Raw genomic sequence first — 23,367 nt, 5'->3', positions numbered from 1 at the left:
GCGGGATTAATTCCTTTTATTATCGTCGCGAACAATTTCTACTTCATCATTTTCCTGAAGCACCTCATTGCCCCGGACCACCACTAAATCATCTGCGGTTAAGCCATCGGTAATAATTATTCCATCCGAATCTTCTCTGCCGACTTTCACATTACGCCGATGTGCCTGGTTGTTTTCATCGACAATAAATACACTTCGTCCGCCGTCCGGATGACGTAACACCGCATCACGGGGAACCCGATAACCTTTCCTCTCATCGCTTCCCAGATAAAGCACTGCACTGGCGGACGTACCTGGAAGCAGTGTCGCATCAGCGGAATCGATAACAATACGCACTAAAAATGAGCGTGCCTGAGCATTACTAACGGGTACCAGAGCAGTTATTTTTCCAGAAAGTTTTTGTGAGGGCAGTGCATCAGGCAGAATTTCTACCCGTGTTTTGAGGGTGATATCGGAAAATTTTTCCTGAGGAACGTTTACATCCAGTCTGACCGGTTCCAATGCAACCAATTCCAACACCTGATCACCACGGTTTACCCACTCGCCTGCTTCGGTCATTTTGCTACTGATAACTCCACTGAAGGGAGCAGGCAGTTCGTGACGTCGAAATTGCTCTTCAGCCATATTCTGCATGGCCCGAGCCGCAGCAAGTGCAGCTTGGTTCAACGCAAAATTGGATTCGCGATTCGCCAGTTCAGTGGCAGAAATGTAGTTTTCCCCGCGCAGACGTTGGGCTTCATCCACCAAACGCTGAGCTTCATCAACACTGGCTTGAGCTTCATTTGTTACAGCTTTTGCCTGCTCAAGCTGCTGTCGTGCAATCGCGGCATCCTGACGCATTAATATATCGCCTTGTTTAACCCGAGAGCCGGCGTCGACTAATACTTCTTTGACCAGGCCATCTACCCGAGGGGAAAGTAGCGCCCTACGTTCAGCCGTTAACGAACCTGATAAGGTAAGTTTTTCAGTAGATTCAGAAATTATCGGTTTACTGATGCTGACGGGCGTTGCTGCGAAACTGGAATAACTAATCATTAAAAAATAGAAACCGCACAGCAGTTTGCTGGAAAAAAATGAGTTCAGCATAGTGGTTCGCATGGTTGGTGAATGCAAATAATGAACATAACCGGGTTGGATAGTTCCTGAAAAATGAGTGTTAGACTGTTTTTAATTGGTAACAAGTCTTATTCCGGTATGCCAGAATAGTAACAGACATTGATTAAGACGCTGAACAGGACCAAAACAGATATGACCTTGCGCGCAGTTTTCAAAGATTGGACGGAAAGATATTTTTCTGACGAAGAAGCCGTCATTTTACTGATAGTCCTGATTTTAGGGTTTGCTGCAATCATCTGGTTCGGCAGCATGCTGGCACCTTTTTTTACCGCTCTGATCATCGCCTTTCTGCTTCAAGGTGTTGTAAATATGCTGGTCAGGCAGCATATTCCGGAAACGATAGCCGTAGCGATAGTCTTTTTGGGATTTGTCAGTGTGATGTTGGCCCTGGCTTTTTTGCTGATGCCACTGTTATGGAATCAGCTGGTCAATCTGGTGCTGGAAACTCCCAGAATGCTCTCCAGTGGGCAAACATGGCTGGATGAACTTCAGTCAAAGTATCCAACACTGATAACACCGGATGAAATACAAAACTGGATTTCAATGGTAGCGCGCGAACTGAGTGTTTATGGCCAACGAGCGCTCACGTTATCGTTGGCTTCACTGGGCAATGTCATTGGTTTGATTGTTTATCTGGTGCTGGTGCCGATTCTGGTTTTTTTCATGCTTAAAGATCGTGAGAAACTGGTTAAGTTTATTTTATCGATGATGCCAGAAAAACGTGGTTTGATGAGTCGGATCTGGAATGAGATGGATGGTCAGATCGCTAATTATGTGCGTGGAAAGGTGGTTGAAATCATCATTGTCGGGACCGTCGCATTTGTTACCTTTGCCTGGTTTGGGTTGCCTTATTCGGCGTTATTGGCTGTTTTAGTTGGTTTCTCTGTACTCATTCCTTTTATCGGTGCCGCCGTTGCAACAATACCCGTTGCAGCTGTAGCGGGTTTTCACTTTGGGCTGACAGATGAGTTTGCTTACGTGTTAGTGGCATATGGCATTATTCAGGCTCTGGATGGTAATGTACTGGTTCCCATTCTATTTTCTGAAGCAGTCAACCTGCATCCTGTCTCTATTATATTAGCGGTTCTGTTCTTTGGTGGGATTTGGGGATTTTGGGGTATTTTCTTTGCAATACCTTTGGCGACGCTACTGAAATCGCTGGTTACTGCCTGGCCGAGAGGCTTGAAGTCACAGATTAAAGCGGAATAACAACACTGGTTCAGTCATCATATCTCCATATTCTGTAAATGAATCTTTTCCGAGAAGAGCACTCTAGGTCAGCAGAAAACTCTTTTACAATCTTGAAACAGCATCAGGAGATTTTGCATGGAACTTAACTTGGCACTCATCTGGTATCACTCATATCAACTGGGAATCGCTTTTCTGTTAGCGTTGCCAATAGCCTTGAACAGGGAATATAAAGCCCGAGGGGCTGGTATGCGTACCTATCCATTAGTCAGTATTGCCTGCTGCGCCTTCATGTTGGTCGCCAGAGATGTCTATGAAGGCGACGCCGCTGAAGCCAGGGTGATGTACGGCATTATCACTGGTATGGGGTTTATTGGTGGTGGTGCTATTATGAAAAATAATAGCGGGGTGAGTGGTACGGCAAGTGCAGCTGGAATCTGGTTAACAGGGGCAATTGGTCTATCCGTCGCCTATGCCCGTTATGAGATTGCCATTGTTTTAACATTAATGGGATTTCTGATCTTTCAGGTTGTTAGTTTTTTTAAACATGGAGATAAAACATAAAGCCGGGAAGGCTTCCTTGGGTAAGGGTTAACCACTAAGATAACAACCACAGTGATTAACTCAAGTTAATGCGTCATTTTTCACTACCATCCAACATAAAAATCATGGGTCTTTTGCTGGAACTATAGCAAATTGATCCCTGTCAGCATATTAATGTTAGGGATGTTTTCCCTAAGCAATTTCGTTGCTCTATATTTGATTCGATGTCTGAACAGGAGGCACTATGCCTAATATGAAATTTGCATTACAGACCATTCCCGTCCTTTTCCTATTTCTATGCCAGTCTGCATTTGCAGAGAAGCATGTGGTCACAGCTATTGGCATGAAGTATGAGCCCATGGTAGTGAAAATTGCCCCAGGTGATACGGTTTATTGGGAAAATATGCCTACCCATAATGTGGAAACCATAGAAGGCCTTGTACCGGAAGGAACAGAAAAAATAAACACCCCTTTGGGCGAAAACTACCAGCATACTTTTGAAAAAGAAGGCATCTATGTGTATATCTGTACTCCTCATATTGGGGCTGGTATGGGCGGTGCAGTCATTGTTGGAGAGCCAACAAACCTGGAGGAAATAAAGGCTTCGGATGTTACCGGTGGTCTTGGCAGAGTTGTCAGAAAAACTATCTCCGAAGCCGAATCAATGTAAACGCTTCAATCAGCGTCCTACATAAAACCTCTCGTTGTTGGTAACGAGAGGTTTTTTTATGCCCCTTGATATTGAAATATTTACCCCTATCTACTGTTGATAACGTTTATCGTTATTATTTGTTAACCATTCTTAATTATTTGATAGAGGCCTGCCTATATGAAAGTGATGAATTATCTTGCCGCTGCGGCGCTCAGTTTTGGTGTTGCTACAATGGCGAAAGCGGAAGCAGTTGAGCATTTCGAAGGGAAAAACGCTGAATCACTGGAGGAGGCCGTAACAAATTTTAAACTTTATAATCAACGGCTTGAGAGTTTACTCAAAAAAGACTCAATGTCAGCTGATGATGTGACCAAAGTCCATGAACTGACCTATACCCTGGAAAATGCTTTGGCGAAAATTAACGATGAGCTGGGCAAGTTAACGGTAACACTTGAAGAAGTCCATCTGGCCTCGGAAAAATATGATGCTGATGCGGTTCGGGATCACGGTGATGCTTATATGGAGGTTATTAATACCATCAGTAAAATGGGTCAATAAGAATCGGCAAACAGGAACCGAGCTTCATAAGAGCAGTCTGAACAATTATCTTTAATTTTGATGTTCAGAGAAGACGATATGAAAGCCCATTACGCCGCTATATGTAGCTTGTTGTTATCAGGAAATGTTATTGCTGAGCATGAGAATTATCAGCAATGTATATTTGATGAATCACTGAAGGCTGAACTTGAAGTTTCTGGTCAACCGATAACAAGCTATTGCACTATGCGGTTTTTTGATACTGCGCCAACGGCATTTCAGGCGCTGGTGCTACTTGATAATCTTGAAGATATGAAACAACGCGATCCCAAGTTTAAAGCCTTTTATGACACGGTTCGCAACAGTGGCTCAAACGATATCTATACGGATAGGCAAATCGTGTTGATGTATATCGATAAACGCGAAGTTCAAAAAGACTGATTCAAAACAGCAAATCAATCAAAGCCCACTTCAACGTGGGTTTTTTTTGTAAAAAAAAGCCCGCCTAAGGCGGGCTTGTCGGTAATGGTCATACAGAAACAGCAAATCTGGGAGAAATGGCTGTTTTATTACATATTTAAAACATGTTCTGCATACCTTCTCCGTCAACGTTGAAGCCGATTAAAAGTTGTAGGTAATACCACCGTAGTAAAGACGCTCACGACCCACTAACTTACCTTCGTTACGGCTGGCCAAGTACTCTTTATCAAACAGGTTTTCAACACCGGTAAATAACGTTACACCCGTATTAGGCACGCGGTAATTTACCGTAGCGTTCCAAACGGTAAAGCTTGGAATAGTTCCTTGAAGGCCGCTAACATCTTCGACGCGAGTATTCCCATCATCAACAAATTGTTTGCTGACATGCTGTACCCCGATTCTCGCATTCACACCGCTTTGATGTTCATAGCCAAGATCAATGTTTAACAGGTGTTCAGGTGCATATTGCATTCTGTTACCGTTAATTGTTGGATCTGGACCATCTTCATATTCGGCTGTCCAAAGATTGGTATACGCACCTGACAAATAGATATTATTCGTCCAGCCATAAATGTCACCGAAATCAACACGACCCGCTACTTCAATACCGGTTTGTTTGCTGTCACCGCTGTTGTCAAAGGTGTCACCAAAATCAATCAAGGTATTTTGGATATCATTGTGGAACAATGCTGTTTTAAAGCTTATTCCCTTGAAATACGTGCTACGTACACCAACCTCATACAAGGTACTTTCTTCTGGTTCTGCCCGGCCGCCATCTTCGCTAAATTCACGATCTGCTCGTGCCGGTGCGATACCTTTATGAACACCTGCAAAGACAGTTGTGTTAGCAATACCATTCCAGGCTACGCCAAAGCTGGGTAGGAACTCTGTATAGGAGAGGCTTTCACGACTTTCTTGAACGCCACCTTCAAAGAACTTTTCGCTGGTGCGAACATCTTCTACTCGGAAACCAGGAGTGAAAGACCAATTACCAACATAGGTGGTATTTTGCATGTAATAAGACAAGGCATTGGTTTTGATAAAGGCTTCTTCAACATCACCTGGGTTATTCGCTAGCGCCAAATCATAGTCTTCACGCTCAGCAACACTTTGTGACAGGATTTCCTGACGATGGACATTTTCTTCGTGATAACGCACACCAAAGATGGTGTCATGGTCAAGGCCAAACAGACTGAATGACAAATCACCTCGGGTTTCTAATCCTCGAGTGTAATACTGGCGTGGTGCATGGCGACCGGCGCATTGACTAGCATCTACGTCACCAGCCAGGACACCTTCCCCACCTTGACCCGGACAATTTCTGAATACGGAAGTAATATTGCCGTTACTATTTAGATCTCCGTCTTCATTCTCTTCAGTACTACGCAGACCATTGCGGAAGGTATCGGTGTAATAAGCTTGAGAAGTTAGCTTAAAACTATCATTCACTTCGAAAATATGTTGTAACTGAACGACATCGCGATCTTGCTCCCATTCATCATTTTCAATAGATGGGTGAGAATAAGGGTCTTGATCGTATTCAAAGGGGGTTAAATAGGCCTCAGTTGAATTGCGACGGTCAAGAGTGTGAACTAACTTTAAAGCAAGGGTTTGACGGTCGGTAATATCCAGCTCGCCTTTAAAACGGTAGTCTTTAACATCAAACTCAGCATCGTCATAAACTCCGTCACCTTTGTTCTGATTGAAATCGAACATCACTCCGCCGATTTCATTCCCAAAACCAACGCTGCCATTTAACATACGATAACCTTGATTACCAAAAGCAGAAGTGACACTTCCTTCGACTTCACCATTACGAGGAACCGGGTTAGTCACAAAGTTCACCGCACCACCTAAAGTCTGAGGTCCATAAAGAATTTGACCGGCTCCTTTAATTACCTCAATACGATTAACTGCTTGAGAGGGGGTGGTGTAGTGCACAACCGGATCAGCATAGGGTGCCAGTTGTAAATGCATACCATCTTCCATAATCATTGCTTTGGCGCTACGACGCGGATTCTGCCCACGGATACCAATGTTTGTATCAAACCCCATGCTTCCGTCAGCAACAACATTGATGCCTGGTATTGTTCTCATTCTTTCCAGATTAGATATTGGGCGACGTTCTTCTAGATATTCTTCATCGATTATATCGAATGATCCGGGAACAGCTTCTAGACGATCCGGCAAGATCCCTGTAACAGTCATTTTGCCCGTATCAACAGTATCTTCCTCAGCCAGAACGGCATAAGGCATCAGCATCAGCGATGACATTATCGCGGTGCTAATAATTTTTGGTTTTAATTTCATTTCTCTCTCCTGAACGTAAAAAGCCCGTGCAGGCTAGCTCTACGCTGATGGGCTTGATATAGGAAAAACTCCCAAAACATGTTCGAGGAAAGGTTCTAACAAGGTGTTTTAAGTCGTAGCAAAGACAGCGACTCTGCAGGTGGTTTAAATCAACCACTTTTGCTGGAAAATAGTTTTAGCGATTGTTTAGTTTTATCATGAGAAAAATCGCAGTCATTTAAGGGTGTGGTTGTAATGGTTCATCCATATGGCTGTATACAAGCATTTCTAAAAGTTCTTGTTTAAAACGATTGAATTCGAAAAAAATGTTGTTTAAATACAACTAAACAGGGTTTTTTGTTCGTTTTAGTAAACAGGTTTAGGGAGTTTGCGCACGAATTTTTAGGAGAAATGCCTTTTTCTTGCCTTCTACTACACGTTCTTAACCAATCTAAAGATCGAAATGTATGGCAGCCTTTAGACATAAACCCAAATCAGCCTGGTTACTGAATAAAAATTGTCTTAGGTCAAATAACAGCACATATTTGCTTATAAATAGCGTTGTGGTGATGGTATGATCGAAATAAATTTATCAATTGGAGAGTCCAATGCGTCATTCCCGTTCAATTATTACTGCCGCCATTATCATTGCCATAGCGGTTTTTGTGGTGGCAATCGTTTCATCCTTTATTTCCGGAACCAGTGAGCATTACGATCGCCCAAGCTCTCCAAAAGAAGTACTGGAAAAAATGTCTGAAGCCGTAGAGGCCACGGATGAAACTGCTCAAATTGAAGAACCTGCCCAGACCAGTGAAGAAGTTTCTCAGGTAGCTCAACAAGAAGCGGATGCTTTGGAAAGCAATACTCAGGAAGCGGTGCTTGAAGATACAAATGAAGTGGTTGAGTCGGCCATTGAAACGGCTAAGGAAACCAGTCAGAGTGTAAGTGACCGTGCCAATCAAGCGATTGCTGCGGCAGAAAACACGGCAGCTGAGGGACGGGCTGAGGCAGAAGCAATACTGGCTGAAGTTGAAAAAGAAGCGGGTATTGCCGAAGAGCCTGCAGAGGTTGAACCTGCAACAGCGGAATCTAAAAATCATACCGTCACAGCCCAGGGATTAATTTATAACCCGCTGGTGGTGACAATTGCGCCGGGCGACAGCGTTTCCTGGACTAATATGAGCACACATGACACTCAAGCAATTGAAGGGCTGGTTCCTGAGGGCACTGAACTTTGGCACTCACCGATGAGTGAAAATTACACTCGTACTTTTACTCAGGAAGGTATCTATGTCTATAAATGCACACCGCATTTTGGTGCAGGTATGGGGGGGGCAATTATCGTAGGTGAACCCGTCAATCTGGAACAGATTAAAAATGCTGGCGCCAAGGGTGCAGCAAAACGTCTGGTCAATAAAGCGGTACAAGCTGCTGAAGCTATGTAAATAGGATTCCCCCGCGAGCTGATGATAGAAGCTCCCGGGGGATTTTTTTGTCTGTTATTTATCGCCAGCGCTGAATTTGTTCAATCATTAAAATCGTTTAATGGCCATTAATTCAGATAGTTAGTGAGGAATGCTGGTTTTTTTCTGTTGAAGACTAACACCTTTTGAATTTTTACTGTATTCTTGCACGCTTCCTGACCGGTTGTATGTAAACCATCAGGTCGCGGAGCGGTAGTTCAGTTGGTTAGAATGCTGGCCTGTCACGCCGGAGGTCGCGGGTTCGAGTCCCGTCCGCTCCGCCATTTTTTTTGGTAGACCTTTCCATCTTAGTTAGTGCTGCCTGGTTATCAAGTTTGTTTCAATTAATAAAGCGAAACAGGTGAAACCAGGATAACCAGTGAAACTTACCATCCGACGCTCGCCTCCACGCTATAGCTATCTATAAATCTGCTCAAACTTCAGAAAAATTGTTTGTAGTAGCCCCCCCCCTCAAACTAGCTGGTCACTATTATTGGCCGGAATCAGTATATCCGCAGATTAACCTACCCCGGGTATGAGCAAAATTCTATCTGATGATATAACGTTATCGATGTGATAGATGGATAGCTAACAGCTTTTTATTAGGCTGTAAGCCAATGGTTCAAATGGATTACACGGATGCCTTTTAAGTGGCCGCAAGCAATGTCAGTTATTTGCGTCACTACACTGGATGACAATACGTTTTATATCAGCAGCATTTCAAGTCAGACAAAGAGGGTGTGTCCAAGGCGTTTATTCGTGGATTCTGCCGGGCAGCTTGCATGTCATGAGTTGTGTTATACCCCCAGTTAGCCAAATATAACTGGATATTGGATAGCGATGGAGTGTGGATAACATCCAATAGGGTAGGCAGACGATCTTCAATAAATAAAATGGTTGTTTGAGGGTGTGATTGTTGCAAGTCGTTGAGGATTTGCGGTTTTTTCAATTTACGTTCTAACCCGTAAATATGCGTCGGGATAATGTCTACTTGGTTTGCCTGAAGAATGGCCCGAACGAAACGTTCCTGCTTGGTGGTAATGATAAAAAGCTGGGACAATGGAATTTGCTGCAGCAGTTTGTCGATACCCGTATAAAGCGGGTTCATTTTTATCCAACCCGAAAAATCATTTTCAATCCAGTTATCCCTGTGCTCGCCAAAGCGTTTTTTCAATTCTGTAGTATCAAATTGATCACGGGACAGGATAGCGTTTATTTGCCCGGAAAAGTCAGTCATTAAAGTGTCGGCTTTTACACCTTCAAATAACAGCCGACATATTAAGATGGCTTCAAAACCGGTTTCCATAACCGGTCGGACATAGCGAAAATCAATCATGATTTGCTCAGGCAAATCTTTAGGCATGTCGTGCCAGAGTTGCGTTGCGACTTGCCAGCCAGTTATGCCGGTTTCAATCGCGCTATCACAAATTACCCCGTCAAAATCCAGAGCATATAATTTATTCGCTGCGATCTTCAAAGCAAACAGTTTTCCGCATAGGCACCGGCTTCATTTGCTGTCCAGTCGCCTTTGGGTTTCTCTTTCATATATACACACCACTCATCCGAGCCGACCTCGGGAGTACAGGCTGAGAGGGCTATGGTTAATGCCATCAGGCCAAGAAATCGGAAACAATAACGGGTAATAGTCATTTTGAAGACTCCGGGTGGGTTAGTTGGGCTCGCGTTGATAAACGACTTTACCCTGAAACAGGGTATGGCTGACCTGATGTTGGAACAACCAGCCGCCAAACGGACTGTTTTTGCCTGCACTGATAAAAGCTGATGGCAGGCAGTCATATTGCACATCCGGGTCAATAATACAGATATCTGCACTGGCACCGGCTTTGAGCTGTCCAGCGTCAATACCCAGAATAGCTGCGGGTTGGCAGGTCAGACTGGCGATAGCCTGATGCAGGCTGATTTCATCATCTTCCACTAATTTAAGGGTAAGAGGTAGCAGGGTTTCCAACGCTGAAAGCCCTGGCGTCGTTTCTGCAAATGGACCCAGTTTGGCATCCGCATCCAACGGTTGATGATGAGAAGAGACTGCCTGGATAACACCATCGCGCAGGCCTTGTTTTAGCTGTTCCCGATCCCGTACACCTCGTAAAGGTGGCATCACATGACTGAAACTATCGTAATTACCCAGGTCATGTTCACAAAGATGTAAGTGGTGGGCGCTGACATCGGCAGTGACAGGTAGCCCCCGATCCTGTGCTTCACGAATCAGTTTAACCGCTTTACCTGTAGATAAACTATGAAAGTGAGCGCGTACTCCGGTTTGTTCGATTAGAATCAAATCACGGCTCACGGCGATGGTTTCTGCACTTTCCGGAATACCGGATAACCCCAGCCGGGCACTGACAGTACCTTCATGTACACACCCCTGTTTCTGCAACCAGGGATCAGCTGCATTGATAAACACCGTTAAATCCAGCGTGGCGGCATATTCAAGTGCACGCCTCCAGACTACGGTATTTTTAATCTCGGTTACGCCGTTGCTGACACCGACACAGCCAGCCGCTTTTAAAGCAGCCATCTCAGCCAGTAGTTCACCATTAAGTTTTTGGGTCAATGCGCCCACCGTCAACACCATGGTACGGCCGGCTTTCTTGGCACGATCTTCTATCAATTCCACCACTGCCGGATTATCTATAACCGGATCTGTGTCAGGGGGAACGGCGAGTGTGGTGATGCCACCAGCTACCGCAGCACGTGTTTCACTTTCAATTGTTGCCGTGTGTTCCTGGCCGGGTTCACGTAGCCGTGCACTTAGATCCACCAGGCCTGGACAGACAATTTTGTTATACGCATCAATTTCAATATCGGCATCAAACCCTGCCAAATCTTCTGCTATGGCAACAATTTTTCCGTCTTCAATATAGATATTGTGATCAATATCCAGCTGGCTGGCAGGGTCAATGACGCGACCATTTAGAATACAAATCTTCATTCTTCGATCTCTGCCTGTTCTGATTGACTGGCCAGCGCCATCGACATTACCGCCATACGGATAGCTATGCCGTGGGTTACCTGCTCCAGGATGACGGATTGCGGCCCATCAGCAACCGATGATGCTATTTCTACGCCTCGATTAATGGGGCCGGGATGCATAACAATGGCATCCGGTTTGGCATATTTGAGTTTTTCTTCCGTTAGTCCGTAACAGCGGAAATATTCTCGTGCGCTGGGTAATAACGCTCCTTGCATACGTTCCAGTTGCAGGCGCAGGGTTATCACCACATCGACCCCTTCAAGGCCACTTTCCATATCGTGATAAACATGTACGCCAAGGGTCTGACTTTCTCTTGGCAATAAAGTCTGTGGACCAATAACGCGGATTTCACCAACCCCAAGTGTTGCTAAAGCCTGAATCTGCGAACGTGCCACACGCGAATGCAGAATATCGCCAATTATCGCCACGCGTAAATTGGCAAAATCCTGTTTGTGGCGGCGGATGGTAAACATATCCAGCATGGCTTGGGTGGGGTGAGCATGGCAACCATCACCAGCATTAATTACGCTGACATGTGGCGCCACATGCTGTGCAATAAACTCGGCCGCACCACTTTGATTATGGCGAACCACAAACATATCAGTGTGCATGGCTTCAAGGTTATGCAGGGTGTCAAGCAGGCTTTCGCCTTTGGAGGTGGCTGATGTGTTGATATTAAAATTCATCACATCGGCTGAAAGTCTTTTGGCGGCCAGTTCGAAAGTAGAACGGGTACGTGTACTGTTTTCAAAAAACAGATTGATAATGGTTTTGCCGCGTAACAGTGGGACTTTTTTTACCTGGCGGTGGCTGATTCCGGAGAACTGTTCAGCCCGATCCATAATTTCGGTTAATAAAGGGCGTTTCAGACCTTCAATGGTCAGAAAATGTCTTAGCTGGCCGCTCTCTGTCAGTTGGTTACTCGGCATTAAGTGCTCCAGCTGCACGGATCTCCAGTTGTAAGCCATCTTTATTGCGCAATTTCAGATGTTGATTACGCGGCAAAATGACGGAGGCGCCAACAATATCCGGGCGAATCGGTAATTCGCGGCCATTTCGCTCGATCAGCACCGCTAATGTGACACTCGCAGGGCGTCCATAATCAAAAATTTCATTCAGCGCCGCGCGGGTAGTGCGACCACTGTAAAAAATATCATCCACCAGAACCAGATGACGATTATCGACTTCAAAAGGCAGATCGGATGGAGACACTTGGGGGTGCATGCCAATACGTGTGAAATCATCACGATAATAGGCAATATTCAATGTACCCAGCGGGGCATCAAAAAAGTCTTCTCCTAGAATGTTCTGCAATGCTTTTGCTACCCAGACCCCGCCGGTATGAATCCCCACCAGCAACGGATCTTTATCCGCAAGTTCTTCGCGTATGGTTTCAGCCATCTCTTCGAGCAGGTTCTGAATTTCTGCTGATGTTTTGGGCATTGTCATTGTTGGTCCAGCCATGATTGAAGAATAATTTGAGCCGAGAGTTTATCGACATCACTACGTTTGTCGGTCTGCATTTTACTGCGTATTCCCATTTGGTCGAGCGCTTCGAATGTGGTTAAACGCTCATCCTGCCAGACCACTGGGATATTAAAACGATTGTTCATCCGATTGCCAAATTTTCTGGCAGCAGCAGTCATTAATTGTTCGGTGCCATCCATATTCAGCGGTAAGCCCACAACGATAAGTCCGGGCTGCCATTCAGCCACTATTTTAGCGATATCATCCCAATCTGGAATCCCGTCCCGGGCCGATAAAGCAGCGATGCCTCTGGCGGTATGGGTTAAATGATGTCCAACCGCGACACCTATACTCTTCATACCAAAGTCAAAACCGAGAATATTTTTCTCGGTACTCATGCATGACCTGTTGTATTAGACATCAGATTAATATCAATGCCCAGTAATTTTGCAGCCGCCTGCCAGCGCTCTTCAGCAGGTGTTTCATAAAGCAGTTCCGGGGTTGCCTGAACAGTAAGCCAGCTGTTATCGGCTATTTCCTGTTCCAGTTGACCGGCTTCCCAGGCAGCATATCCCAGCGTCACAATCGAATGAGGTGGGCCATTCTCGGTGCCTAATGATTCCAGGATATCGCTGGAAGTGGTTAAAAATGTTTCATCAGTAATCTTCAGCGTGTTTTTCCACTTTTCACCACCATCATGCACTACCATGCCCTGATCTTTCTGTACTGGCCCGCCAAACAAAACGGCTGTTTTAATCGCCCATTCAGAATTGTTGGTAATCTGCAGATGATTAAGCAGTTCCTGCATCATGATTCGGGTTGGACGATTAATAATCAGCCCCATCGCGCCTTCTTCGTCGTGTTCACACAAATAAATTACCGAATGATAGAAAAAACTGTCTATCAGCGTGGGCATGGCGATGAGAAAATGATGTTTAAGTGAGTAAGACATAAATTAAAAGAAAGTGAATCCTACCTGGAATAAACGCTCTACCTCTTTGATATAACGTTTATTAGTTAAAAACAGAATCACATGATCTTCTGCTTCAACCAAGGTATTGCGATGCGCAATAATCACTTCCTCCCCACGAACAATTGCCCCGATAGAAGTGCCTGGTGGCAAGTCAATTTCATCAATGCGTCGTCCCACCACCATCGATGAGCTTTTATCGCCATGAGCAATGGCCTCCAAAGCTTCAGCAGCCCCACGACGTAATGAATGCACCGCCACAATATCACCACGACGAATATGCGCCAGCAAACTGCCGATAGTGGCTTGTTGGGGGGACAGGGCGATATCGATGGTACCGCTTTCTACCAGATCCACATAAGCAGCACGATTAATCAGCGACAGCACTTTGCGAGCCCCCAGACGTTTGGCCAGCATGGCTGAAAGGATATTCGCCTCGTCATCATTGGTCAGGGCACAGAACAAATCCACATTGTCGATTTCTTCTTCGCGGAGCAATTCCTCATTGGCCACATCGCCAAGCAGAACGATACTTTTTGATAACTCTTCTGATAAATAATCGGCTCGGGCACTATTGGCTTCGATGATTTTGATTTGATAATCATGCTCCAGCGCTCGGGCCAGTCTTATTCCGATATTGCCACCGCCGGCCAACATAATCCTTTTATAAGGTTTTTCCAGCCGCCGCAATTCAGCCATCACCGAGCGGATATCTTTGCTGGCTGCGATAAAAAACACTTCATCATCTGCTTCGATAACCGTTTCAGCTTCCGGCAGAATAGCTTTACCATTACGAAAAATAGCGGCGACCCGTGTTTCGGTTTTGGGAATATGTTTACGTAATTCGCGTAGGGGATTACCCACTAATGGCCCGCCATGGAAAGCTCTCACCGCTACCAGCTGAACCAGTCCATCGGCAAAATCCAGCACCTGTAAGGCATTCGGGTGGCTGATTAATCTTTCAATATAATCGGTCACCAGTTGTTCAGGGCTGATTAATACATCAATGGCAATGGCTTCGTTACTGAATAATTCAGGTTTGGTGAGGTATTCCGGCGTACGGATCCGGGCAATTTTGGTGGGTGTGTTATATAGCGTATGACAAATCTGGCAGGCTACCATATTGGTTTCGTCACTATTAGTGACTGCCAGTACCAAATCGGCATCTGCTGCACCAGCCCGTTCCAGCACATCAGGATGTGAGGCAAGTCCCTGTACCGTTCGAATATCGTAATGATCCTGAAGTTTATGCAGGCTATTGGCATCGGTATCGACCAGGGTAATGTCGTCATCTTCCCGGGCAAGGGTGGCAGCAACTGAAGCGCCAACCTGTCCGGCACCGAGGATCAGAATCTTCATTACAAACCCTTATACTTGTTTACTATCAATGCCTAGTGCTCGAAGTTTTCGGTAAAGATGGGTGCGTTCCATGCCAGCTAATTTAGCGGCTTTTCCCACATTGCCATCGGTTTCCTGCAGTTTTTGCAGCAGATATATTCGTTCAAACTGTTCGCGTGCTTCGCGTAAAGGCTGGTCAAAATTGATACCGGTGACATCATCCGCTTGAGGTGGCTGCTCTGACTGCAGTGCGGTTTCCACATCATCGACGTCAATATCATCGGAATCACCCAAAACCAGCAATCGCTGGATAACGTTTTTCAGTTCGAGCACATTGCCCGGCCAGGCATAATTGCGGAGACGATTTTGTGCGGCGACAGTAAAACGACGATAAGGCAGATCGGCCTGGGTGGTTTGCTGATCGACAAAAAAGTGTACCAGTTCGGGAATGTCCTCAACGTGATCACGTAAAGCAGGTAGTTGCAACGTGATGGTATTGAGCTGATAAAACAAACCTTCGCTGAAATCGCCGCGGGCGATGAATTTATCAAGGCCCAACTGGGTAGCACAGATCAACTGACACTCTTTTAATCTGCCGCTTTCCAGCAAATGCTGCAGCAAGGCCTGAGCTTCATCACTGAGTAAGGCGACATCATTGATATACAGCGTATTGTTTTTGGCCAGTGAAATTAGTTTGTGACTGTCTGGTGGAAAACTTTCCGGACTAACCTCAATAAATTTGCCATTGTTGTACAGGCCCAGTCTATGCAGATAATAAGCAAAACAATGTTTACCAGTACCGCCCTCGCCAATCAGCAGAATAGGCATTTCGTGTCCGGCAATGCGTTCAGCCTGTTCACGAAGCTGAGTCATTTTGGCACTTTTACCGACGGGTTCTAATGCAAACTCATGACGCTGGGCGGCCTGTTTTGCTCGATTTTCAATGGCTAATTCAACCGCACGAAGCAGTTTGGCCATGGATAAAGGTTTTTCAATAAAATCGCTGGCACCTGAGCGGGTGGCTTCGACAGCGGTTTCAATGGTGCCATGGCCGGACATCATCACAATAGTGACGCCAGTGTTCTGTTGTTTGAATTCCTTAAGCAGTGTAATTCCGTCAACATCGGGCATCCAGATATCCAGCAAGACCAGTTGAGGCTGTTTCTGGGTAAAGACAAGACGTGCTTCTTCACCATTGCTTGCGGTGATTACCCGGTAGGCTTCGTCTTCAAGAATATCTTTAATGAGTTCACGAATATCGGGCTCATCATCGACAACTAAAATCAGTGGTTTTTCGTTGCTCACGCCTAGTCTTCCTCCAGTGGTAGCCGGATTATTATACCTGCTCCTTCGGGGTTAAGGTTTTCTGCCCAGACATCCCCGCCATGTTCTTCAATGATTTTTTTGACAATCGCCAGTCCCAGCCCGGTTCCTTTGGTTTTGGTGGTTGCATAAGGCTCAAACAATTTGTCCACCATGTTTTGTGGAAGCCCCGGTCCCTGATCATTGAAAGTGATTTCCAGCCATGGCATATGCTGCTGCACAATAATGTGGTAACTAATGGCTATATCTACAGGTTTACCGGCTTCTTCACTGGCTTCAATGGCATTTTTTAACAGATTATGAAATACCTGCCGCATGCGGTTTTTATCAAGTTTTATACGAATGTCCGTTGGACTGTTCAATAAAATAAATTGATGGTTGGAATGACTCTGGTAAAGGGTTAGTACTTCCCTTAGCAATTCACCAATTGACACCGTTTCAAACTGTAAACCCGGGCTGCGGGCATAGTCGGAAAATTCATTGACCATATCTTTCATGGCCTCAACCTGCTGCACGATAGTATCAGTGAGCTTCTGTAATGTCTCGGTTTGATCCGGTGGCACCAATGACGCGTATTTATGTTGTAAACGTTCAGCAGATAACTGAATGGGAGTAAGTGGATTTTTAATTTCATGTGCCAGGCGTCTGGCAACTTCGCCCCAGGCGGCATTTCGCTGTGCCTGTAACAGGGCTGTGATGTCATCAAATACAATCACCCAGCCGGTTTGACCGGGCAGGGGGGTACCATGACACATTAAGGTTTGACGACCTTTGGTTTGCTGCAGCTCTATCTGTTGTTGCCAGGCGACGGACTTGAAGGTGTAATTTTGAATCAGTAAGGCAAAGCTATGCAGATTGTCATTAAGCTTGGCCAGAGCATCTAAAGAGCTTTCCAGTCTTTGCTGTAAATTGACGCCCAGGATCTGACTGCTGGCCAAATTGGCGGTGCGTAGGTACAGATCATTATCAATGGTAATAACCCCGCTTGATAGGCTGCCCAATACGGTGGTCAGATAACTGGTCTGTTGTTCCAGTAAGCGATGGCTTCTGTCTGAGGCATTTCTGGCTTGTGTCAGGCGTTGGGTCATCTGGTTGAAAGAGCGTACCAGAAAACCGATTTCATCATGACCTGAGGCGGTAAGTTGCATATTGTAATTCCCTGAGGCAACAGCCTGAGTCCCTTCTGCCAGTTCCTGCAAGGGTTGAACCATACGTCGAGAGATCCATACCGCAAACCAGATTGAGGCGAGCATGGTCAGGAAAACTATCAGGCTCAACGTCAAGGTAAATATGGTCACTAACGGTTTGCGTAAATAGCTCAGCTCTTTATAGTCGGTATAGGCATCCTGAACATTTTTGCCCAATGAACTCAAATGGTCATTGACCGGAAAAGCCACATGTAAATAGCGTTCTTCGGCTAGAATGGATTTTCGTGGCAACATTACCGCTGCACGTAATTGCAGTTCATCATTTGCTGCCGGATCCAGACCTATATAGTCTTCGCCTTGTTGCAGACGACGTACGATAGATTCATCAGGCGCATTGGGGATAATAATGGCCGGATTTTCAATGCTGGAGACTACCAGTCGACCTTGCATATTCCAGATACTGATTTCCAGTGCGCCACTTAGTTGCACCAGTTCTCGCAGGCTATTGGTTAGTCGTGCGTCCGGTAGTTCTGATAATACACCGGCCATCATTCGTGTCTGACGGAGTAAGGTACGCATACGAATACCAAATGCGCTACGACTCAGTTCCAGTGAGTCCTCCAAAGCCTGTTCGACTTTTACATCAAACCAGCTATTGATGCCACGTTGCAGAAAATGTACGGAGAACCCGTAAACAATACTGGTAGACCCTACGATCAGCAGCACAAACAAGCTGACCAGTTTCAGTGTGAGGCGGGAGCCAGGCGCTTTGCGTTTGAAGTCACGGTAAAGTCGATATAACCCCCGGGCCAGGATCCCGGCCAGTAACAGCAGGCAGACTAGCCCCAGGCCAAAAATATAAAGAAATAAATCACTGAGACGAGAGGTGTCCTGGGTAGCCGCACTGAGCATGTAGGCCAATATTAATAATAATAAAGCCAGTGAAAAATACGGTGCAGTTCCCGAGCTGAGACCTCTTATTAATTGGAAGGCCATGCCACCTCATACCAATCGCTGGCTAAATCCCATTTATTTGACAGAAACGCTCCAGGCCGCATAGGCGAAGGCAGCGCGTTTAAATCAATCTGACTGCGAACTCTTAGAGTCAGGTCACTGGTATCTAACGTATGTTGTGGTGGCAGACTGAAATCTTTAATCTCTCCCATGGCGCTTAATGCACTTTCCATGGTCGTAAAATTGCGATGCGTTTTGGTGTCCATGGAATGTAAGAGATATTGCTGAGACAAGTCGTGATAACGCAATACATAGCGTATTTCATTGGACCAGATATTACTCTGCCATTGCCACCATTCTCCCAGTACCGGATAACTTCTGATTAGCTGGATTTCCTGTACAAAGGTAATTGGCACTCCATTATAGAGGGCTTCTTTAACCCGGGCATTTAACGGGTAGCTGATAGAAGCATTCAATAGATAACCGTTGCCTGCCGGAGAGGTGCGTGCCTGTTCTATGTAAAATGTCTCAGCCTGTACGGTTTGCACAGAGACAAACAGCAACAAAAAAAACGCCAGAAGACGTTTAACGGTGACGTAGGCAGGCATAATAGAAACCATCCAGATGGTTATCTCCCGGTAGCAATTGATAGCCGAAGCTTACTCTTCGAGCTGGAGCCCGGGATGGAAGCTGCTCCATTGCCTCGGGCTGGCGTTGCAAAAATGCTTCTATCTGTAGTTCATTTTCCTGCTTCAAAGCAGAACAAGTGGTGTAAATTAACAAGCCATCCGGTTTCAGTAATGGCCATAAATTATCCAGCAATGCTTGCTGCTGTCCGACCAACTGTTCGATATCTTCTGCTTTTCGAAGCAGTTTTATATCCGGATGCCGTCTGATAACACCACTGCCAGTACATGGCGCATCAACCAATATACGGTCAAATTGTTCACCATTCCACCAGTTTTGTGGATTGCTGGCATCCCCTGCGAGACAATTTGCCGATAAATTCAATCGTGACAGATTTTCCTCAACCTGCTTGAGCCGCTCCTGACTGATATCCACAGCGATAACTTCATTATTTGGAAATCTTTCCAGAATATGACAGGTTTTTCCACCCGGTGCCGAACAGGCATCGAGAATGCGCTGGTTTGGTTGTAAATCAAGTAAATCAACTACTTGTTGCGCAGCACCATCCTGCACAGAAACCGCACCTTCTACAAAACCTGGCAAAGCAAATACATCACAGGCTTGTTCCAGCAAGATCCCTTGAGGACAGTTTTCAATCGCGGTGCCAGGAATGGTGGCTTTTTCTAATAACTCCAGATATTCCGACTGGGAATATTCCCGGCTGTTAACCCTAAGCATCATCGGCGGTTGCTGATTGTTGGCCGTCAAAATGTCTTGCCACAAATCTGGCCAGTCAGCCTGATATTTTTCAATCAGCCAGGCTGGATGAGCATATTCCGTCACTGTTTGTTCTGCCAGGGTTTCTTCCAATGTTTTCTGCTGGCGCTGATAATTTCGCAGACAGGCATTGATTAATCCGCTTGCCCATTGTTTGTTCAAGCGTTTACTGGCGTTAACCGTTTCTGACAGGGCGGCATGATCAGGTATGCGTAACGAGCGAAGCTGATATATACCTACCAGAAGCAAAGCCTGAATATCAGCATCTTTCGTTTTTAACGGTTTGGAAAGTATTTGCTGACTGATGCTTTCGAGGGCAAAAAACCAACGGATTACACCATAGGTTAATTGGTGGAACAGGGGGCGTTGAGTTTCATCCAGTCGTTTACTGATATCTACAAAAGCGGTGTTTAATGATTGGCCCTGCGTTACCCGCTGTATGACCAAAGCGGCGGCACTGCGTGGGCATAATAAATTACTTTTAGCCAAAATAGTCGCCTGCCTTTAAGGGGTGCGCATTCAGAAAGTCATTGGTTGGAACGGCCTTTTTCCCCGGCGCCTGGAGCGATAATAAGCGAATGACACCATCCCCGGTAGCAACATCAATTCCGTGACGGTCTGCCTGGATAATCGTGCCTGGTTTCACAGCATGGTTTTGCGAGTCAACAACTGTTGCCTGCCAGATCCGCAGCATTTTGTCCTGCCACAGGGTCTGGGCAACCGGCCAGGAATTAAACGCGCGGATCTGCCGATCGATTTGCTGGGCAGATTGTGACCAGTCAATATTAGCTTCAGCTTTCAAGAGTTTAGAGGCATAGCAGCTTTCTCTGTCGTCTTGTGGAATAGCCTGAGATTGTAATTCCTCAAAGTTATTCAATGTTTCCAGCAGGGTGTTGGCACCCAGCAATGCCAGTTTGTCATGCAGTTGTTCGCCAGTATCATTTGCTTCTACGGCTATTTCTGCACGTTTGATAACCGGTCCGGTATCCAGTCCGGCTTCCATTTGCATAATACAAACACCGGTTTGTTTATCCCCAGCCAGGATGGCACGTTGAATCGGAGCGGCACCACGCCAGCGTGGTAACAGGGAGGCATGAACATTAATGCAGCCCAGTCGGGGAGTGTCCAAAACACTTTGTGGTAACAATAACCCATAGGCTACTACAATCATTAAGTCTGCCTGATAACTGGCAAGGGTAGCTCGATCGGCTTCAGCTTTGAAATTGAGTGGTTGTTCAACCGGGATATGGTGTTGTAAAGCAAGTTGCTTAACCGGGCTGGCAGTCAGTTTCCGACCTCTGCCAGCCGGACGATCCGGTTGTGAATAGACGGCGCAAATTTCATGTTCGGTTGTCAGTAGAGCCGCCAGCGTGGTTGCTGCAAAGTCCGGAGTGCCGGCAAAAATGATGCGCATGGATGTCCTTATAATTTTTGTTTCTGGTGTTTCTCCAGCCGTTTTTTGATGCGTTGACGTTTGAGATTACTAAGATAATCAACAAACAGTTTGCCTTCCAGATGATCGATTTCATGCTGAATACAGGTTGCCAGAATACCATCGGCATCCATTTCAAACGGTTCGCCTTGCAGATTCAATGCACGGACGCGGATCGTGTCAGCGCGGGTAACTGTTTCATAAGCTTCCGGTACCGAAAGACAGCCCTCTTCAAATTCACGTTCGCCTTCGGTTTCAATTAACTCGGGGTTAATCAAAAACAGCGGGCTGGTTTTATCTTCAGAAACATCGATAACAATTAACCGTTTCTGTTGATTAACCTGAGTGGCAGCAAGGCCAATGCCCGGAGCATCGTACATGGTTTCCAGCATATCATTTGCCAGCTGGCGGATTTCATCCGTTACCTTTTCAATAGGCTTCGCTTTCAGACGTAGCCTGGGATCGGGGAAGTGCAATATATTCAGTTGAGCCATTTCAGTACCTGCTATAAATCATTTCACCAGCAGTCAGTTATTTCAAACTTGAGTAATATGCTGCGAGGTTGGCGATATCTTCGTCTGACAAGTTATTCGCTTGCATCTGCATGATCGCGGCCATACCACCCTGGCGTTGCTTATCACGATAAGCTTTAAGCGCTGACACTAAATACTCAGCATTCTGTCCAGCGAGATTCGGATAAACTGGCATAATTGCGATGCCTTCAGCACCATGACAGGTTGAACAGACGGCGGACTTTGCCTTTCCGGCAGCAATATCGCCTTCAGCAATAGCCAGGGAATTCATCATAACGGCAGCAATGCCGATAATAAAACACAACGTTAATTTCATGCTGTTCTCCGTCAAGTAAGTTGGTATTGCCAGACTGAAAAAGTTTAACCAGTCGAGATATCGACACATTATAAACCAAGTTTGTTGCTGGATTACTTGATTAGTGTAATCGCTTATTAGACACTATGAGCCGTTGCTGTCTGTCCAGGGATAATGGCTGCCCTGTAGCGTCCATGAGGATTTTATGATGATACGTCACATCTGTTTAGGTTTCTTCGCCCTGTTGATGAGTGCTTCAGTGCTTGCAAATGAGGTGGCCCTTAATCCTGATCATCCGGATCGTTATGTGGTCGTTAAAGGCGATACACTTTGGGATATATCAGCCAAATTTCTGCAATACCCCTGGCACTGGCCTGAAATCTGGCAGGTAAATCCTCAGGTTGAAAACCCTCATCTTATCTATCCTGGCGATGAATTAACGCTGGTATATCGTGATGGTCGGCCAGTACTCGAGCTAAGCCGTGGACAGCAGACTTACAAACTTTCACCAGAAATGCGTGAAATTCGAATGGATGAAGCCATCCATACCATTCCTTTATCAATTATCCGACCTTTTCTGACGAAACCTCGAGTAGTCGGTGCTGAAGTTCTTGACGCTGCCCCCTATGTTGTTGCCACTTCTGATGAAAGATTATTGTCTGGAGCCGGCGATATTGTTTATGCCAAAGGTATTATTGATCCTGAGCAAAATGAATTTAATGTGTTCCGTGGCGGTAAGATTTATTTTGATCCCAATACCGGCGAAGAGCTCGGCGTTGAAGCTATATATACAGGCGATGCTGTGGTGAAAGAGCCCGGAGAGGTTTCCACGCTGGGGTTAACCTATACCAATCGTGAAGTGATGGTGGGAGATAGGTTGTTGCCTGTGGAAGAAGAGGATTTTGAACTTAACTTCATTCCCCGTGCGCCATCACAACCAATGGATGGCATGATTATTTCGGTATTTGACGGTGTATCGCAGGTGGGTCAGTATCAGATCATTGTGCTAAATCTCGGTACACTTGATGGTCTGGAAAGTGGCCATGTTCTTTCCGTATATAAAGCTGGTAAAACCATACGTGATGCCGTCAGCGAAGATCGTAAAGCGATGGTGACACTGCCTGATGTGCACGCCGGGGAGGCTTTGGTATTCAAGCTTTATGAAAAGGTAAGTTATGCGATTGTGATGAAAGCAACTACCTCCATGCACCTTTTTGACAAGGTGCGTTCTGCAGAATAA

The 23,367-nt window shown here is 45.7% G+C and carries 24 protein-coding genes and 1 tRNA gene; 8 read left to right on the top strand and 17 right to left on the bottom strand.

Going from position 1 to position 23,367, the window contains the following annotated elements; translation table 11 throughout:
• Nucleotides 1-6 precede the first annotated feature (6 nt).
• Nucleotides 7-1,086: an efflux RND transporter periplasmic adaptor subunit gene (locus B3S93_RS09375; protein ID WP_292402542.1), complete on the bottom strand. Its 1,080-nt coding sequence runs from the start codon at nucleotides 1,084-1,086 to the stop codon at nucleotides 7-9.
• Between the two features lie 162 nt (nucleotides 1,087-1,248).
• Here B3S93_RS09375 and B3S93_RS09370 point away from each other — a divergent pair, with 162 nt between their 5' ends.
• From B3S93_RS09370 to B3S93_RS09350, 5 genes are all read left to right on the top strand, one after another.
• On the top strand, nucleotides 1,249-2,325 hold the full coding sequence (locus B3S93_RS09370) for an AI-2E family transporter (protein WP_292358568.1): 1,077 nt from the start codon (nucleotides 1,249-1,251) through the stop codon (nucleotides 2,323-2,325).
• Between the two features lie 117 nt (nucleotides 2,326-2,442).
• Nucleotides 2,443-2,868, top strand: a complete 426-nt coding sequence (locus B3S93_RS09365; RefSeq protein ID WP_292358566.1) for an MgtC/SapB family protein — start codon at nucleotides 2,443-2,445, stop codon at nucleotides 2,866-2,868.
• A gap of 223 nt (nucleotides 2,869-3,091) precedes the next feature.
• Nucleotides 3,092-3,517 (top strand): plastocyanin/azurin family copper-binding protein, encoded by a 426-nt coding sequence (locus B3S93_RS09360; protein ID WP_292402546.1) that lies wholly within the window; start codon nucleotides 3,092-3,094, stop codon nucleotides 3,515-3,517.
• Nucleotides 3,518-3,676: 159 nt separating this feature from the next.
• A complete protein-coding gene (locus B3S93_RS09355; protein WP_292402549.1) occupies nucleotides 3,677-4,057 on the top strand; it encodes a DUF6746 family protein in 381 nt (126 codons plus the stop codon).
• A gap of 78 nt (nucleotides 4,058-4,135) precedes the next feature.
• Nucleotides 4,136-4,477, top strand: a complete 342-nt coding sequence (locus tag B3S93_RS09350) for a hypothetical protein (RefSeq protein ID WP_292358563.1) — start codon at nucleotides 4,136-4,138, stop codon at nucleotides 4,475-4,477.
• A 180-nt stretch (nucleotides 4,478-4,657) separates the two neighbouring features.
• Here B3S93_RS09350 and B3S93_RS09345 read toward each other — a convergent pair whose 3' ends face one another.
• Nucleotides 4,658-6,790, bottom strand: coding sequence for a TonB-dependent receptor family protein (locus B3S93_RS09345; RefSeq protein ID WP_292748692.1), 2,133 nt, complete (start codon nucleotides 6,788-6,790; stop codon nucleotides 4,658-4,660).
• A gap of 623 nt (nucleotides 6,791-7,413) precedes the next feature.
• Here B3S93_RS09345 and B3S93_RS09340 point away from each other — a divergent pair.
• Entirely contained in the window at nucleotides 7,414-8,250 is an 837-nt protein-coding gene (locus B3S93_RS09340; protein WP_292358559.1) for a plastocyanin/azurin family copper-binding protein, read from the top strand.
• Nucleotides 8,251-8,475: 225 nt separating this feature from the next.
• Nucleotides 8,476-8,552, top strand: a tRNA-Asp gene (locus B3S93_RS09335).
• 425 nt (nucleotides 8,553-8,977) lie between these two features.
• On the opposite strand, the gene B3S93_RS09330 is transcribed toward B3S93_RS09335, so the two are convergent.
• From B3S93_RS09330 to B3S93_RS09260, 15 genes are read right to left on the bottom strand one after another with little or no spacing between them, the layout of a single operon-like run.
• Nucleotides 8,978-9,745: an HAD family hydrolase gene (locus tag B3S93_RS09330; RefSeq protein WP_292402555.1), complete on the bottom strand. Its 768-nt coding sequence runs from the start codon at nucleotides 9,743-9,745 to the stop codon at nucleotides 8,978-8,980.
• Complete coding sequence (locus tag B3S93_RS09325) at nucleotides 9,742-9,918, bottom strand: DUF3012 domain-containing protein (RefSeq protein WP_292402558.1); 177 nt, start codon at nucleotides 9,916-9,918, stop codon at nucleotides 9,742-9,744. The genes B3S93_RS09330 and B3S93_RS09325 overlap by 4 nt, the downstream gene beginning before the upstream one ends.
• A 19-nt stretch (nucleotides 9,919-9,937) precedes the next feature.
• Nucleotides 9,938-11,221: a dihydroorotase gene (locus tag B3S93_RS09320; protein WP_292402560.1), complete on the bottom strand. Its 1,284-nt coding sequence runs from the start codon at nucleotides 11,219-11,221 to the stop codon at nucleotides 9,938-9,940.
• Nucleotides 11,218-12,192 (bottom strand): aspartate carbamoyltransferase catalytic subunit, encoded by a 975-nt coding sequence (locus B3S93_RS09315; protein ID WP_292358551.1) that lies wholly within the window; start codon nucleotides 12,190-12,192, stop codon nucleotides 11,218-11,220. Before B3S93_RS09315 ends, B3S93_RS09320 begins: the two co-directional genes overlap by 4 nt.
• A complete protein-coding gene (pyrR, locus tag B3S93_RS09310) occupies nucleotides 12,182-12,712 on the bottom strand; it encodes a bifunctional pyr operon transcriptional regulator/uracil phosphoribosyltransferase PyrR (RefSeq protein ID WP_292358550.1) in 531 nt (176 codons plus the stop codon). Before pyrR ends, B3S93_RS09315 begins: the two co-directional genes overlap by 11 nt.
• Nucleotides 12,709-13,128, bottom strand: a complete 420-nt coding sequence (gene ruvX, locus B3S93_RS09305) for a Holliday junction resolvase RuvX (protein WP_292358548.1) — start codon at nucleotides 13,126-13,128, stop codon at nucleotides 12,709-12,711. Before ruvX ends, pyrR begins: the two co-directional genes overlap by 4 nt.
• Nucleotides 13,125-13,682 carry a YqgE/AlgH family protein gene (locus B3S93_RS09300; RefSeq protein WP_292358546.1) on the bottom strand — a complete coding sequence of 186 codons (558 nt, stop codon included), beginning with the start codon at nucleotides 13,680-13,682 and terminating at the stop codon, nucleotides 13,125-13,127. The genes ruvX and B3S93_RS09300 overlap by 4 nt, the downstream gene beginning before the upstream one ends.
• A 3-nt stretch (nucleotides 13,683-13,685) precedes the next feature.
• Complete coding sequence (gene trkA / locus B3S93_RS09295) at nucleotides 13,686-15,059, bottom strand: Trk system potassium transporter TrkA (protein WP_292358544.1); 1,374 nt, start codon at nucleotides 15,057-15,059, stop codon at nucleotides 13,686-13,688.
• Nucleotides 15,060-15,068: 9 nt separating this feature from the next.
• Nucleotides 15,069-16,343 carry a sigma-54-dependent transcriptional regulator gene (locus B3S93_RS09290; protein ID WP_292358542.1) on the bottom strand — a complete coding sequence of 425 codons (1,275 nt, stop codon included), beginning with the start codon at nucleotides 16,341-16,343 and terminating at the stop codon, nucleotides 15,069-15,071.
• Between the two features lie 2 nt (nucleotides 16,344-16,345).
• Nucleotides 16,346-18,505: an ATP-binding protein gene (locus B3S93_RS09285; protein WP_292358540.1), complete on the bottom strand. Its 2,160-nt coding sequence runs from the start codon at nucleotides 18,503-18,505 to the stop codon at nucleotides 16,346-16,348.
• The gene (locus tag B3S93_RS09280) at nucleotides 18,490-19,071 is read right to left on the bottom strand and encodes a DUF4390 domain-containing protein (protein WP_292358538.1); all 582 of its coding nucleotides are present in this window, start codon (nucleotides 19,069-19,071) and stop codon (nucleotides 18,490-18,492) included. Before B3S93_RS09280 ends, B3S93_RS09285 begins: the two co-directional genes overlap by 16 nt.
• Nucleotides 19,049-20,356, bottom strand: a complete 1,308-nt coding sequence (rsmB, locus tag B3S93_RS09275; RefSeq protein WP_292402563.1) for a 16S rRNA (cytosine(967)-C(5))-methyltransferase RsmB — start codon at nucleotides 20,354-20,356, stop codon at nucleotides 19,049-19,051. The genes B3S93_RS09280 and rsmB overlap by 23 nt, the downstream gene beginning before the upstream one ends.
• Nucleotides 20,349-21,281 carry a methionyl-tRNA formyltransferase gene (gene fmt, locus B3S93_RS09270; RefSeq protein ID WP_292402566.1) on the bottom strand — a complete coding sequence of 311 codons (933 nt, stop codon included), beginning with the start codon at nucleotides 21,279-21,281 and terminating at the stop codon, nucleotides 20,349-20,351. The genes rsmB and fmt overlap by 8 nt, the downstream gene beginning before the upstream one ends.
• 8 nt (nucleotides 21,282-21,289) lie before the next feature.
• The gene (gene def / locus B3S93_RS09265; RefSeq protein ID WP_292358535.1) at nucleotides 21,290-21,793 is read right to left on the bottom strand and encodes a peptide deformylase; all 504 of its coding nucleotides are present in this window, start codon (nucleotides 21,791-21,793) and stop codon (nucleotides 21,290-21,292) included.
• A gap of 37 nt (nucleotides 21,794-21,830) precedes the next feature.
• Nucleotides 21,831-22,148 carry a c-type cytochrome gene (locus B3S93_RS09260; RefSeq protein ID WP_292358533.1) on the bottom strand — a complete coding sequence of 106 codons (318 nt, stop codon included), beginning with the start codon at nucleotides 22,146-22,148 and terminating at the stop codon, nucleotides 21,831-21,833.
• A gap of 187 nt (nucleotides 22,149-22,335) precedes the next feature.
• Here B3S93_RS09260 and B3S93_RS09255 point away from each other — a divergent pair, with 187 nt between their 5' ends.
• Nucleotides 22,336-23,367: a LysM peptidoglycan-binding domain-containing protein gene (locus B3S93_RS09255; protein WP_414673861.1), complete on the top strand. Its 1,032-nt coding sequence runs from the start codon at nucleotides 22,336-22,338 to the stop codon at nucleotides 23,365-23,367.

Origin of the sequence: Methylophaga sp. UBA3613, assembly GCF_002375415.1 — a bacterium.
Lineage (GTDB): Bacteria > Pseudomonadota > Gammaproteobacteria > Nitrosococcales > Methylophagaceae > Methylophaga.
Note: the sequence above shows the minus strand (reverse complement) of the source record. Positions and strands in the feature narration are given on the sequence as shown.